The organism is Rhizobium sp. 05L429 (genome assembly GCF_056397645.1).
Genome location: NZ_JBFTNV010000029.1, coordinates 85836 through 98976 on the forward strand (window position 1 = coordinate 85836; position 13141 = coordinate 98976).

Below are 13141 nucleotides of genomic sequence, written 5' to 3' on the forward strand. Positions count from 1 at the left end.
GGATCGCCAGCCGTCAGGCTGCGTTCGACGTCTGCTCTTCATTGAGGAAGGCATAAATTGCCGAAGCGGAATCGGTCGCGCGCAACTTGGCGACCAGATCATGGTCGCGCAGCACCCGGGCGATGCGCGAAAGCGCCTTCAGGTGATCGGCGCCGGCGCCTTCCGGCGCCAGGAGCAGGAACACCAGATCGACCGGCTGGTCGTCCAGCGCTTCKAAATCAACCGGCTGGTCCAGCCGGGCGAAAATACCGACGATGGAATGGATATTGACGAGCTTGCCGTGAGGAATGGCGATGCCGTTGCCGACGCCGGTCGAGCCCAGACGTTCGCGCTGCAGGATCACATCGAAGATTTCCCGCTCGGAAAGCCCCGTAGTCCTGGAGGCTTTTGCTGCCAATTCCTGAAGCAACTGTTTCTTGGAATTTACCCTGAGGGCGGGAATGATCGCATCCTGGTGCAGCAAATCTGCCAATGCCATTTCTTTTTCCTTTTGTCGCCGAAATCAAGTGGTTGAGGGAGCAGCGCCTGCGCCGCTCCCTCGCCCTGATCTCAGCCTTTGATATTGGCCGAATCGATCCAGCCAATATTTCCGTCGTGACGACGGTAAACGATGTTGAGCTGCTCCTTGCCGGGGCTGCGGAACAGGAGAAGCGGCTCGTCGGTCATGTCGAGCGCCATGACGGCGGTTGCGACGGACATCGTCTTGAGCTGCTTCGTGCTTTCGGCGACGATGGCCGGAGCGAAATCGTCCGGGACCTCGTCTTCGTGATCGGGAACCGCGTCCATGACGGTATAGGCGACTTCTGCAAAGCCGTTACCGTTCAGATGATTTCCGGCGTGGTGATCTTTGAGCTTCCGCTTGTAGCGGCGCAGGCGCTTCTCGATGCGCTCGGATGCCGCATCAAAGGCAATCTGCGGATCCATGGCCTCGCCTGCTGCATGCAGCACGACGCCACTATCGAGATGAAGCTTACAATCGGCAGAAAAACGAGAGTTCTGTTTTTCCACGATTACCTGACCGGAATATCCCCCGTCGAAGTATTTCGTGACGGCCAAACCGATTTGGTCCTCGATCTTTTGACGGAAGGAGTCACCAATTTCCATATGTTTACCGGATACACGCACACTCATGGAGTTTCCCTTCTTATAGTAGTTTGCGAGTACCAGTTTACGCCAAGCCTCAGGCTCATCCAAGCACTTCGCGCAATCTCAAGCAAGATGAGCTCAAGTCCGCGTGTCCCTGCTGTCCTGAGGATGATGGGGATAATGCCCGGACGCCCTTCGCTGCTCCGATTGCGGCGGGCTTCTAGCGACAGCCTCCCGGAAAGTCAATAGCCCGGCACAGCGAGACCTATCATACGCGGAAAACGTGCAATGAAAATCCCATGAAATGGGGAGGTCTTCGCCATCAGCGGTTCCTAGCGGCGATCATTTGCTCGCCCTAGCATTGCAAGTCAGAAACCGGCGACCTTGGCCAGCGCGCGCTTTTCCCTGCGGCGCTGGACAGAAGAGGCGATGTTCATTGCCTCGCGGTATTTGGCGACCGTACGGCGCGCGAGATCGATCCCACCCTTCTTGAGCATATCGACGATGTCGTCGTCGGAAAGCACCGCATCGGGGCTTTCCTGCAGGATCAGGGCGCGGATCTTGTGGCGAACTGCTTCCGCCGAATGGCTGTCGCCCCCCGCGACGGCGCTGATCGAAACCGTGAAGAAATATTTCAGCTCGAAAAGCCCGCGCGGCGTCAGCATATATTTATTCGAGGTGACCCGGCTGACCGTCGATTCATGCATCTTGATCGCCTCGGCCACCGTTTTCAGGTTCAGCGGCCGCAGATGATCAACGCCATGCAACAGGAAGGCATCCTGCTGGCGCACGATCTCGCTCGCCACCTTCATGATGGTCTTGGCGCGCTGGTCGAGGCTGCGCGTCAACCAATTGGCGGTCTGCAGGCATTCGGAGAGGAAGGCGTGATCCTCGCCGTTCTTCGCTACGTGCGAAAAATAGGACTGATTGACGAGGACCCGTGGCAGCGTATCCGGATTGAGCTCGACCAGCCAGGCGCCGTCCGAGGAGGGGCGGACGACGACGTCAGGCATGATCGCCTCTGAAACGCCGGCCTCGAAACCGCTGCCGGGCTTCGGATTGAGCTGGCGGATTTCGCCGAGCATATCGAGCAGGTCTTCCTCATCGACGCCACAGAGGCGTTTCAGGGTGACGAAGTCGCGCCGTGCCAGAAGTTCGAGATTTTCGACGAGAGCCTGCATGGCGGGATCGAAACGATCCTTCTGGCGAAGCTGGATAGCCAGGCATTCGGCAAGGCTACGCGCAAAGACGCCAGGCGGATCAAGCGTCTGCAGCGCTGAGAGCACGCGCTCGATATCTTCTGCATCAGTGCCGAGACGCTCGCCGGCTTCGCCAACATCGGCTTGCAGATAGCCGGCCTCATCAAGCTGATCGACCAGATTCTGGGCGACGAGGCGATCGGTCATATCGGGCAATACAAAGGGTATCTGCTGGGCAAGATGCTCGCGCAAGGACACCTGGCCGGCGACAAAATCATCAAGATCGTAATTGTCAGCACCTTCGGCGCTGCCGGGCATCGACTTCCACTGGCTGATGAGTTCCGGCGCATCGAGCCGCTGCGGCGCTCCATCATCCGGAAAGACATTGGCGTAGTTGGCGTCCAGCTCATCGCTCAGCCGGCTCGGGCTGCCATTATCGTACCAGTCGGCGGAAAGCGTTTCGTCGCGGCCTTCATAGTCGCTGTCGCCCGCGTCCTCCGATTGCTGGGGGTGGGGTTCTTCGACAGCCTCTCCGCGTTCACCGGCATCGCCTTCGCCCGACGGAAATTCGAGGAGCGGATTCTTCTCCACTTCCTGGGCGATGAACTGAGTGAGTTCGACATGCGTCATCTGCAGCAACTGAATGGACTGCATCAGTTGCGGTGTCATCACCAGGGACTGGTTCTGTCGCAGAAAAAGATTGGCAGACAGGGCCATGGCGGACGCGAAACTCCCTCGACTCCTCCAAGAAACCGCGTCCGATCAAGGCTTCGGGCCACGGAAATCCGAGTTGGCCCAAAAATTGCTTTTTTATCCTATTTGGTCAAGCGGAACCTAAACGACAGCGTAATTTTCTGTCGTCCAGGTTTGGCTCAAAGACTGAAATTGTCGCCCAGATAAAGCCGGCGCACTTCCGGGTTGTTGACGATATCGTTGGCGCGTCCATGGGTCAGCACTTCGCCGGCATGGATGATATAGGCCCGGTCGATCAGTCCCAGCGTCTCACGCACATTGTGATCGGTGATGAGAACGCCAATGCCGCGTGCCGTCAAATGATGCACGAGGTTCTGAATATCGGCAACCGAGATCGGGTCGACACCGGCAAAGGGCTCGTCGAGCAACATGAAGGTCGGGTCGGTCGCAAGCGCGCGGGCAATTTCCAGGCGTCGGCGCTCACCGCCCGAGAGAGCCACGGCGGCACTCTTGCGGAGCTTCGCGATGTGAAACTCCTCGAGCAGTTCGTCGAGCTTGCGCTCACGCGCCGCCTTGTCCTTTTCATGGACCTCGAGGACGGCGCGGATATTCTCCTCCACCGTCAAGCCGCGAAAGATCGAGGCCTCCTGCGGCAGGTAGCCGACGCCGAGGCGGGAGCGACGATACATCGGCATCGTCGTCACGTCGTTGCCGTCGATTTCTATGGTTCCCTCATCGACMGGCACGAGGCCGGTGATCATGTAGAAACAGGTCGTCTTGCCGGCGCCGTTTGGCCCCAGCAGGCCGACGGCCTCACCACGCCGCACCACCAGCGAAACGCCGTTGACGACACGCCGTGTCGCATAGGTCTTGGTGAGACCGCGTGCAATCAGCGTTCCCTGGTAGCGGGCCTTATCGACGGAGGCGGCCGCAGCTTCCGTCGCGGCTCTGCCGGACTTGGTGGATAAGGAGAATAGCTTCACGTGTAAGGCCGACTTCTCAATTCTGCTTTGGCTGCTGACTCGGCTGCGATTTTGGATCGAGCTGAATCTGGACACGACCACCGCAGCTTTCAAGCTCCGCCTGACCAGTCGCCATATGAACGGTAAGCTGGCAGCCGGTAAAGACGTTCGGGCCATCGGTCAAAACGACCTTCTTGCCCGTGAGGATAAAGACCTGGGAAGTCATATCGAAATTGCCGTCATCGGCGGTCGCCGTCTGCGTTCCCGACGTCAGGTAAACCTTGTCGGTCACCAGGATCTTGTCGATATCGGCACTGCCGGAGGCAAGCGAGTTCGACTGTTCCGCCGCGGCCGGAGCCGTCTGGGCAGCAGGCGCCGGCTTGGTGGCAGCATCGCCTGCTGCGGGCTGCTTCGACTTGTCCTTGTAATAGACCGTCATCTTGCCGGCCTGCAGGGTCGTCGTTCCTTGAACGACCTTGACGTCGCCGGTGAAGAGCGCCGTGTGTTCCTGATCATGGATCTCCAGCTTGTTGCTTTCAATCTGGATCGGCTGATCGCTGGATAGTTTCATCCCAGGCATGGTCGTCGACTGGGCGGCCGCCCCCGCGACCGACAGGACGATGGCAAGTGCGCCGGTGATGAAAGCTACGCCAGTCTTACGCGTTGAAATGCGACAATCTTTTGTCATTTGACCCGGCTCTTTAGGTGCCCTGTTTGTGGATGGCGGATGATTCAACATTCATGCGAACGTTCCCCTCGAATGTGATCACACGCCCCTTATCGGTTATATTCATCGACCGCGCAACAATCGAAGCATTGTCCTTGGTGATTCTGACGGGATCGTCCGTCGACATATTTCCGCCCTTGATATCAAGATGTGCGGTCTGGAAATTCGCGACGAGACCGTTGCTCAGAACGAGGGTGAACGGCGCCGTCATGTGCAGGTTGTCGGTGGCGCGGTTGAAATCTGCAGTCGCAGCCGTAACACGGGCCATCAGGCCGTCATTCATCGGCACCGCAGCCTTGATCGTCTCCAGCGTGATGAGATCCGGATTGCGGATATCCTGCAGCGCGCGCTCGGCGAGCATCGAATAGTTGATACCGTCGGAGTTGCGGCCGGCAATGGCCGGCTTCTCCATCACAACCTTGCCGTTCTCGATCTTGGCGCCCTCGATTTTGATGGTATCCGGCAGATAAGTGCGGATTACCGAGACGGCGATGAAGATCAAGGAAATGATGAGGGCTGCGACCGGCAACAATATCTTCAGGCGGCGCACACGCGTCGAATGGAACCGGGCAACGCCGTAGGCGCTATCCTTGGACCCGGCGTATGCGGGTTTCCCGTTGTTCCTGAGGGTATCGAGCATATGCCTGGTCCGTGTGTGATGATCGTGCCGCTTATATAGCAATGCCGGGCTCCAATCACAGTTCGTTTCGCATTATTACATTGGCTTGCCAATATGGATTTTTTTCTGCAACAAGCAACAAAACCGAAAAACACAGGTTTCCGGGCATTTTCTCGCGGCAGCTTGCGCCTTATCTCCCCGGCGGTGACAAACCGCCCGCTGGGTTTCGTCTCTGGAGGTTGGAATGGATAGCTCGATCATCGCAGACCGCCGGCTGCTGCGCCGCAGGCTTGGCTTCTGGCGCCTTGCCGCGATCGCGCTGCTCGTCGCGCTCGGCTTTGCGCTTTATAATTTTGCCTTCAGCGAAGGCAGCACCGCCCGGCCCCATATCGCCCATGTGACGATTTCCGGCCTCATCACCGATGACGATGAACTGCTCGAGCGGCTGGCAAAGATCAGGGACAATGATCAGGTGAAGGCAGTCGTGATCTCGATCTCCTCACCCGGCGGGACGACTTATGGCGGCGAGAAAATCTTCAAGGCGGTCCGAGCGATCGCGGAAAAGAAGCCCGTCGTCTCCGACGTCAGGACGCTTGCAGCCTCCGCCGGCTACATGATCGCCACGGCCGGCGACACGATCATTGCCGGCGAAAGCTCGATCACCGGTTCGATCGGCGTCATCTTCCAGTATCCGCAGATCCAGCCGTTGCTCGACAAGCTCGGCGTTTCGTTGCAGGAAATCAAATCCTCCCCGCTCAAGGCCGAGCCCTCGCCCTTTCACGATACGAGTGAAGAGGCCAAAGCCATGATCCGCAATATGGTTCTCGACAGTTACGACTGGTTCGTCAATCTCGTTGTGGACAGGCGCAAATTGCCGCGCGACGAGGTGCTGAAGCTTGCCGACGGCACGATCTTTACGGGCCGGCAGGCGCTCAAGGTGAAACTTATCGATGCCGTCGGTGGAGAAGACGAAATCCGCGCTTATCTGACCTCGCGAGATGTCAGCGACAAGCTGCCGGTCGTCGACTGGGACAAGAAGAGCAACACGCCCTTCCTGCTCGCTGGAGCTGTTTCCCGGTTGATTACCATCCTTGGTTATGGCGATCTTGTCAAAGGCCAGGATATTAACGGCATCCTGCCCCCAAAGTTGCTCCTTGACGGKCTGCTTTCAGTTTGGCAGGTTGGCCAGGATTGAATAAGAAATCAATAATTTAAGGGGGCGAACGTGATCAAGTCCGAATTGGTGCAGATTGTTGCAGCACGCAATCCGCATCTCTATCATCGGGATGTCGAAAATATCGTCAATGCGGTCCTCGACGAGATCACTGATGCGCTTGCGGCTGGCAATCGCGTCGAACTGCGCGGCTTCGGCGCATTTTCCGTGAAGAACCGCCCTTCCCGCTCCGGCCGCAACCCGCGCACCGGAGATACCGTGTTCGTCGAGGAGAAGTGGGTTCCCTTCTTCAAGACTGGCAAGGAACTGCGTGAGCGGCTGAACCCCGGACAGGCCGACGAAGAGGATTGATCCTCTGAAACGGGCATCAAGCCGCACTTGAACTTCGCCGCCGCACTTCTATTCTGGCGTCCATGAAGCTTGCCTTCGCCAAACCGGCGTGGAGAACGATATGGCCAAGAAGATCATCAACCTTTTGATTTTGCTGCCGCTCGGCGTCATCCTGATCATCTTCTGCGTCGCCAACCGGCAGAGTGTGACGCTCGCTTTCAATCCGTTCCGGCCAGAGGATCAGGTTCTTTCGCTCGCCGCGCCCCTCTTCGTTTTCCTGCTCATCGCATTCATCGTCGGCATGCTGGTGGGCTCGGCTGCGACCTGGTTCAACCAGGGTAAGCATCGCAAGCGCGCACGCGTCGAAGCCAAAGAGGCTATCCGCTGGCAGGGCGAAGCAGATCGTCACAAGACGCGCGCGGAAGAGATCGTCGGGCAATTGCCCTCGCGGTGATTGCCGCTATTCCACTGACGCCGGCGTGAAACTCAGCTCTTCATAATCGCCTTCGGTTGAGGCGCCTCTGCCGGTGACCTGAAAGTCATGTGCCAGATAGAAGGCCTTGGCGTCGCGGTTGTTGACGAGGCATTTCAGCCGATATTTATGCGCCGGCCAACCGGGGAGCGATTGCAGCAGGGCGGTTCCTGCACCTTTGCCCTGAAATTCGGGCAGGATATAGAGCATATGGATGAAATCATCCGCCGCCCAGATCGAGATGAAGCCGGCTATCTTCCCGTCAGCCGCCTCGCAGACGGAAACGACTTCGCCGTTGGTATGGGCGGCAAAATCCTCCCGATGAAATTTACCTGGATCGACCCAGGTGAAGGTCTGGCGACGGACGGACAGATAGATGTCGGCAAGCTGCGTCACGTCTTCGGGGCAGTTGGGTCGGATTTTCCAAGTCATCGATCTTGCGTAAAAGGGATTGTCTGACATGCCAAGCCCGCGGGACTAGCCTGCAGCCTTTTCGATGACCGCCGCATTGAAATTTCCCCAAAAGCGGCGGGCGAGCTTTTCCAGCGTGGCGCGGATCAGCCGGCCGCCGAGTTCGGCAATCCGGCCACCCGTATCACCGTCGGCTTCATAGCGCAGCAGCGTATGCAGGCCCTCATTGACCAGCGTAACGTCGGCCTCGCCCTTGGCAAAACCGGCAATGCCACCCCGCCCCTCCGCAGAAATCGTATAGCTATGCGGCGCATCGACATTCGAAAGCGTGATATCGCCGTTGAATGTCACCGAAAACAGGCCGAAGCCGACCTTGACGGTTGCCACGAATTCCGTTGGCGACCGCTTTTCGACGCTCTGGCAGCCCGGAATGCATTGCCTGATGATATCGGGATCGTTCATGGCCGCCCACACGACATCCCGCGGCGCGGCGATGCGTTCCTCCCCGATCAAGTCCATCAGCAGTTCCCCATTTCCATAGCCGGACCATATCATAACGGGAAAGCGCTTTGCCAAGGTCGGACGGAATGCTATTTGCACTGGCTCAATTGAATTTAAGACGCGGAAGACCACGTTGAAACAAAGAGAACGCCGGCCCGGCGCGAAGATGGCGGCAGGCCCTTCCGGCGGACGCCGCTCCGATGCGCGGCCTGTACAGCCGGAAAAGACGGCCATAAAGGCTGCACCTGCGCGGGAACAGCTCCCACCGGCGGCGGTTCCGGCGGCAATCGAACGCCCGCTCACGGCGCGCCACGGCGAGCGGCCGGCCGAGCGCGTGCCTGTCATCCTGGAATCGACGGGTGCGGGTGATTTCCATCTGATCGACAGCGGCAACGGCCAGAAGCTCGAACAATACGGCCCTTACCGGATCGTGCGTCCCGAAGGCCAGGCGCTTTGGCAGCCATCGCTGCCTGCCCATGTATGGGAAAAGGTCGATGCCGTCTTTACCGGTGACACGGATGAAGAAGGCAGCGGCCGCTGGCGTTTTCCAAAGGAAGCACACGGCGAGACCTGGCCTCTGAACCTGCTCGGCGTCGATTTCTTCGGCCGCTTCACTTCTTTCCGCCATGTGGGCGTCTTCCCGGAACAGATCGTTCACTGGAGCTGGATGAAGCAACAGGTKGAAAGCGCCGGACGGCCACTGAAGGTGCTGAACCTCTTCGGTTATACCGGCGTCGCCTCGCTGGTCGCTGCGGCTGCCGGTGCGGAAGTCACCCATGTCGATGCCTCGAAGAAGGCGATCGGCTGGGCGCGCGAAAACCAGGCGCTGGGACGCATGGAAAAGCTGCCGATCCGCTGGATCTGCGAGGATGCGATGAAATTCATCCTGCGCGAAGAACGCCGCGGCAGCCAGTACGACATCATCCTCACCGACCCGCCGAAATTCGGCCGCGGCCCGAATGGCGAGGTCTGGCACCTCTTCGAGCACCTGCCGCTGATGCTGGACATCTGCCGAGAAATCCTGTCGCCGAAGGCGGTCGGCCTGGTGCTGACGGCCTATTCGATCCGGGCAAGCTTCTATTCCATCCATGAACTGATGCGCGAGACGATGCGCGGGGCGGGCGGCGTGGTCGAATCCGGCGAACTGGTCATCCGCGAGGCTGGCCTCGATGGCAAGACGCCTGGCCGGGCGCTCTCCACCTCCCTCTTTTCCCGCTGGGTGCCGAAATGAACGAATTCCACGATCGCGGCCCCCGCAAGGTCGGGCAGGTGAAGGAAGTGACCTCGCTCGCCAATCCTATCATCAAGGATATCAAGACGCTGACGAACAAGAAGTCGCGCGAGGAGAGCGGCACCTTCATGGCCGAAGGTCTGAAGCTCGTCATCGATGCGATCGAACTCGGCTGGACGATCCGCACACTGGTCTATGCCAAGGCAGCCAAGGGTAAGCCGCTGGTCGAGCAGATGGCGGCAAAGACCGTCGCCTCCGGCGGGCTCGTGCTCGAAGTCAACGAGAAGGTGATCTCCTCGATCACCCGGCGTGACAATCCGCAGATGGTGGTCGGCATTTTCGAAACGCGCTGGACGAAGCTCAGGGATGTCCGGCCGAAGGAGGGCGAGACCTGGGTAGCGCTCGACCGCGTGCGCGATCCCGGTAATCTCGGAACGATCATCCGCACCGCCGATGCAGCAGGTGCCTCCGGCGTCATCCTCGTCGGCGAGACCACCGATCCCTTCTCGCTGGAAACGGTGCGCGCCACCATGGGCTCGGTTTTCGCCGTTCCGGTTGCCCATGCGACGGCGGAGGAGTTCATTGCCTGGAAGAAGCAGGCCGGCGTTTCTGTCGTTGCGACCCATCTTGCCGGTTCGGTCGACTACCGCACGATCGACTACAAGAAAAAGCCGGTCGTGCTGCTGATGGGCAACGAACAATCCGGCTTGCCGGACCAGCTTGCCGGGCAGGCAGACGCGCTTGCCCGCATTCCGCAGCAGGGCCGCGCCGATTCCCTCAATCTCGCCGTTGCCACCGCCGTCATGCTTTTTGAGGCACGCCGCCATCTCCTCTCACTGTCCGAGGGCAAATGACCGATCTGACGACCGCACGCCCGGCGCTCTTCTCTCGACCGCTGCCGATCCTGATCTTCATCGTGATCGCGGTCATCCTCGACCAGATCGTCAAGATCGCCGTCGACCACTACCTGCCGCTGCAGGAAGCCGTCCCCGTTATTCCGATGCTGGCGCTCTACCGCACCTACAATCTCGGCGTCGCCTTCTCAATGCTGTCAGGTATGGATGGCTGGTTCATCGTCGGCATGCGCCTGGTCATCGTCGCCTTCGTGCTTTACCTCTGGCATCGCACCTCGAAGGACCGCTGGCTGGCGCATCTTGGATATGCGTTCATCATTGCGGGGGCGATTGGCAATCTCATCGACCGTTTCGCCTATGGGCATGTGATCGACTACATCCTCTTCCATACGGAAACCTGGTCCTTCGCCGTGTTCAACCTCGCCGACAGCTTCATCACCGTCGGCGCCGGCTGCGTCATCCTCGACGAGATGGTGCAGAAGCCGAAAAAGGCGGATCACTAAATTTTTAGCGGATTCCTGAAAACATTCGGAACGGGCAATATGTTAGCTGTATTGCATGCAGAGGTTGGCGCAGCTCCAGGAACGATTGTCCGCCGCATTCGGCGGAACTGCCGTTAAGGCCCATCGCGGCCGCACGGCTGCGGAATTGTCGTCGGCTGYTTTTCGCTCCCGGCATCCATTGCTCTTCCAGTGGCTCGGCGGATCGGGTCTTCTTTCGGCCATCCTGCTGCTGCTTCTTTCTCATTGGGGCGGCCCGTTCATGGCAGGCCTCGGCATCATTCTGATCGCCGCCATTGCAGGTTATCTTGCTCTTTTTTTCAGGAACGGAAACAGACCCGGAGGCCGCAGCCCGGAGAGGCCGGAACGCGTCGATGCGACCGGCCTGCTCGGCACTGTCCACGACGTGCTCGGCGATATCGTCGTCACCCGCATGATGGACCGGCGCATCATCGGCTCCAATGAGACGTTCCGCCGCCTGACCGGACGTGCCAAACCCGAAGGCCAGACCTGCGAAGAGATCGGCCTTGCCTTCCGTCCCGGCCCGCAGCCGCATCGCTATGACGTGGAGATCTCGACACCGGCCGGGCAGCGCATCTTTCTCTGGCATGATGTCGTCACTCGCGACCCGGCAAACGGGCGCCTGCTCCTGCAGAGCATCGCGCGCGACGTGACCGAAGAGCGGCTTGCCGCGGAGAGCCGCGAGGAGGCGCGGCAGAAGGCCGAATATAACAGCGCGGCCAAATCGCGGCTCCTTGCGACCGTCAGCCATGAAATCCGCACGCCTCTGTCAGGCATTCTCGGCATGGCGCATCTGATTTCAGAGACGAAGCTGACGCAGGAACAGCAGAATTATCTGACCAGCATCCGCCAGTCAGGCCACGCGCTGACCCAGCTCGTCGAGGACCTGCTCGACTTCTCCACCATCGAGGTTGGCCGGTTCCAGCTCCGCCCGCGCTCGGAATCGCTGCGCAAGCTTGTCGAAAGCGTCGTGGAGATGCTGGCCCACCGCGCCCATGAGAAGGGTATCGAGATCGGCGCGACGGTTTCCTCCGATGTACCGGAGCTGATGAGCTTCGATCCGGCGCGGCTGCGGCAGGTGCTCTTCAACGTCATCGGCAATGCCGTGAAGTTTACCCAGGCGGGCGGCGTCTTCATCCGCATCTCCAGGGCCGCCGGCGAGTTGCTGATATCAGTGACCGATACCGGCCCCGGCATGACGGCGGAGGAGCAGGCGCGTATATTCGGGGAATTCGAACAGGGCGGCTCGCTTGCCCAGAAGAGCAACGGCACGGGGCTTGGCCTTGCGATCTCCGCCCGCATCATGCGCGAATTCGGCGGCTCGCTGACAGTTGCAAGCGAGAGGGGTAAGGGCAGTCAATTCACCATTCGCTTCCCCATCGAACTTTCGGAAGAGGATACCGCTAGCCGGAAAACATTGCTGGCGAGCAACAGTATCGTGCTGCTCGCCCCGGCCGGTGCGGCGCGCACGGCGATCGCCGAGACGATTACGACGCTTGGAGGGCGCTGCCACCTGGTCGCCAGCGGCGAGGCGGCGCGCGAAAGCCTGCTGTCGCTAGCCCGCAGCGGCGACAGGCCGACCGATATCATCATCGATCACCGCATGTCCGAGGAATTCTCGCTGCATATTGCCGATCGCACGGAGATCGCAGCGCTTGGCCTGCGCAAGGTGCTGCTCGTCAATCCGGAAGAGCGCAATTCGCATTCGCTCGACCTGTTCGATGCATGGCTGATCCGGCCGCTGCGTGAGCAGTCGCTGATCGACGTGMTGCGTGGGCGCATGCGCGGCATGGAGAAGCGCGATGCGCTGAACGACAACCAGCCTGGCCTTGGTCCCTCTATTGCAGAGCGGACGGCGATGGGCGTCGGCTTTTCCGTCCTTCTCGGCGAGGACGATCCGATCAATGCCATGCTGGTGCGTGTCATGCTGGAAAAGGGCGGCCACTCCGTCAGGCATGTGGATGATTTCGAGACCCTGCTCGACTATGCGCTTGGTGACGACAGGCCTGATATCATCATCAGCGATCTTTCCATGCCCGGCGGCAACGGCATCGACATGCTGGGACGCCTTCGGGGACATGAACGTCGGCTCGATCTTCTGCCCGTACCGGTCATCGTTCTGACTGCGGACAAGAGCGACGAATCGCGGCGACAGGTCTTGCTCAACGGCGCCAATCGCGTCATGGTGAAACCGGTAGATCCGGTCAGGTTGCTCACCGAAGTGCAGGCGGTTGTTGCTCTTTCAGCTCGTCGGGCTGAGGCGCGCTGAAGCTGGGAAAATCGGCACGTTTCTTGCGTGCACAAATTCGGTATGTCACTTTCCTGTCGTACATAAGTGTTTTATGGCGTGTGATAAGCCGG

At 59.7% G+C, this 13141-nt stretch carries 15 protein-coding genes; 7 read left to right on the plus strand and 8 right to left on the minus strand.

The features are described 5' to 3' along the window. Nucleotides 1–13 precede the first annotated feature (13 nt). The 6 genes from ptsN to lptC form a co-directional block, all read right to left on the minus strand. Nucleotides 14–478 (minus strand): PTS IIA-like nitrogen regulatory protein PtsN, encoded by a 465-nt coding sequence (gene ptsN, locus AC1DNW_RS26030; protein WP_477854794.1) that lies wholly within the window; start codon nt 476–478, stop codon nt 14–16. Between the two features lie 71 nt (nt 479–549). Beyond that, the gene (gene hpf / locus AC1DNW_RS26035; RefSeq protein ID WP_113298366.1) at nt 550–1131 is read right to left on the minus strand and encodes a ribosome hibernation-promoting factor, HPF/YfiA family; all 582 of its coding nucleotides are present in this window, start codon (nt 1129–1131) and stop codon (nt 550–552) included. Nucleotides 1132–1454: 323 nt separating this feature from the next. Then, nucleotides 1455–3002, minus strand: coding sequence for an RNA polymerase factor sigma-54 (rpoN, locus tag AC1DNW_RS26040; protein WP_113307775.1), 1548 nt, complete (start codon nt 3000–3002; stop codon nt 1455–1457). 155 nt (nt 3003–3157) lie between these two features. Further along, nucleotides 3158–3871 (minus strand): LPS export ABC transporter ATP-binding protein, encoded by a 714-nt coding sequence (gene lptB / locus AC1DNW_RS26045; protein ID WP_210276717.1) that lies wholly within the window; start codon nt 3869–3871, stop codon nt 3158–3160. Between the two features lie 106 nt (nt 3872–3977). Next, complete coding sequence (locus tag AC1DNW_RS26050) at nt 3978–4628, minus strand: LptA/OstA family protein (protein WP_113307774.1); 651 nt, start codon at nt 4626–4628, stop codon at nt 3978–3980. A gap of 13 nt (nt 4629–4641) precedes the next feature. After that, nucleotides 4642–5307 carry an LPS export ABC transporter periplasmic protein LptC gene (gene lptC / locus AC1DNW_RS26055; RefSeq protein ID WP_113298362.1) on the minus strand — a complete coding sequence of 222 codons (666 nt, stop codon included), beginning with the start codon at nt 5305–5307 and terminating at the stop codon, nt 4642–4644. A 223-nt stretch (nt 5308–5530) separates the two neighbouring features. On the opposite strand from lptC, the gene sppA reads away from it, so the two are divergent. The 3 genes from sppA to AC1DNW_RS26070 all read left to right on the plus strand — a co-directional run bounded on the left by sppA (nt 5531) and on the right by AC1DNW_RS26070 (nt 7244). Further along, nucleotides 5531–6481, plus strand: coding sequence for a signal peptide peptidase SppA (gene sppA / locus AC1DNW_RS26060; RefSeq protein ID WP_113307773.1), 951 nt, complete (start codon nt 5531–5533; stop codon nt 6479–6481). A 30-nt stretch (nt 6482–6511) separates the two neighbouring features. Continuing rightward, nucleotides 6512–6811: an integration host factor subunit beta gene (locus AC1DNW_RS26065; RefSeq protein ID WP_003544934.1), complete on the plus strand. Its 300-nt coding sequence runs from the start codon at nt 6512–6514 to the stop codon at nt 6809–6811. Nucleotides 6812–6911: 100 nt separating this feature from the next. Continuing rightward, nucleotides 6912–7244 carry a LapA family protein gene (locus AC1DNW_RS26070; protein ID WP_113298360.1) on the plus strand — a complete coding sequence of 111 codons (333 nt, stop codon included), beginning with the start codon at nt 6912–6914 and terminating at the stop codon, nt 7242–7244. Between the two features lie 6 nt (nt 7245–7250). Here AC1DNW_RS26070 and AC1DNW_RS26075 read toward each other — a convergent pair whose 3' ends face one another. Then, nucleotides 7251–7694 carry a GNAT family N-acetyltransferase gene (locus tag AC1DNW_RS26075; protein WP_113307783.1) on the minus strand — a complete coding sequence of 148 codons (444 nt, stop codon included), beginning with the start codon at nt 7692–7694 and terminating at the stop codon, nt 7251–7253. A 45-nt stretch (nt 7695–7739) separates the two neighbouring features. Next, complete coding sequence (locus tag AC1DNW_RS26080) at nt 7740–8192, minus strand: SRPBCC family protein (protein ID WP_113307782.1); 453 nt, start codon at nt 8190–8192, stop codon at nt 7740–7742. 115 nt (nt 8193–8307) lie between these two features. Here AC1DNW_RS26080 and AC1DNW_RS26085 point away from each other — a divergent pair, with 115 nt between their 5' ends. From AC1DNW_RS26085 to AC1DNW_RS26100, 4 genes are read left to right on the plus strand one after another with little or no spacing between them, the layout of a single operon-like run. After that, nucleotides 8308–9405: a class I SAM-dependent rRNA methyltransferase gene (locus AC1DNW_RS26085; RefSeq protein WP_113307772.1), complete on the plus strand. Its 1098-nt coding sequence runs from the start codon at nt 8308–8310 to the stop codon at nt 9403–9405. Further along, nucleotides 9402–10259 (plus strand): TrmH family RNA methyltransferase, encoded by an 858-nt coding sequence (locus tag AC1DNW_RS26090; RefSeq protein ID WP_113307771.1) that lies wholly within the window; start codon nt 9402–9404, stop codon nt 10257–10259. Before AC1DNW_RS26085 ends, AC1DNW_RS26090 begins: the two co-directional genes overlap by 4 nt. Further along, on the plus strand, nt 10256–10762 hold the full coding sequence (gene lspA / locus AC1DNW_RS26095) for a signal peptidase II (protein ID WP_113307770.1): 507 nt from the start codon (nt 10256–10258) through the stop codon (nt 10760–10762). Before AC1DNW_RS26090 ends, lspA begins: the two co-directional genes overlap by 4 nt. A gap of 55 nt (nt 10763–10817) precedes the next feature. Further along, entirely contained in the window at nt 10818–13049 is a 2232-nt protein-coding gene (locus AC1DNW_RS26100; protein ID WP_477854795.1) for a hybrid sensor histidine kinase/response regulator, read from the plus strand. Nucleotides 13050–13141 lie beyond the last annotated feature (92 nt).

Coding starts and splice junctions, on each gene's coding strand:
- hpf (WP_113298366.1), bottom strand. CDS start 1,131: ATGAGTGTGCGTGTATCCGGTAAACATATGGAAATTGGTGACTCCTTC.
- lptC (WP_113298362.1), bottom strand. CDS start 5,307: ATGCTCGATACCCTCAGGAACAACGGGAAACCCGCATACGCCGGGTCC.
- AC1DNW_RS26050 (WP_113307774.1), bottom strand. CDS start 4,628: ATGACAAAAGATTGTCGCATTTCAACGCGTAAGACTGGCGTAGCTTTC.
- AC1DNW_RS26075 (WP_113307783.1), bottom strand. CDS start 7,694: ATGACTTGGAAAATCCGACCCAACTGCCCCGAAGACGTGACGCAGCTT.
- AC1DNW_RS26090 (WP_113307771.1), top strand. CDS start 9,402: ATGAACGAATTCCACGATCGCGGCCCCCGCAAGGTCGGGCAGGTGAAG.
- rpoN (WP_113307775.1), bottom strand. CDS start 3,002: ATGGCCCTGTCTGCCAATCTTTTTCTGCGACAGAACCAGTCCCTGGTG.
- AC1DNW_RS26070 (WP_113298360.1), top strand. CDS start 6,912: ATGGCCAAGAAGATCATCAACCTTTTGATTTTGCTGCCGCTCGGCGTC.
- lspA (WP_113307770.1), top strand. CDS start 10,256: ATGACCGATCTGACGACCGCACGCCCGGCGCTCTTCTCTCGACCGCTG.
- AC1DNW_RS26080 (WP_113307782.1), bottom strand. CDS start 8,192: ATGGACTTGATCGGGGAGGAACGCATCGCCGCGCCGCGGGATGTCGTG.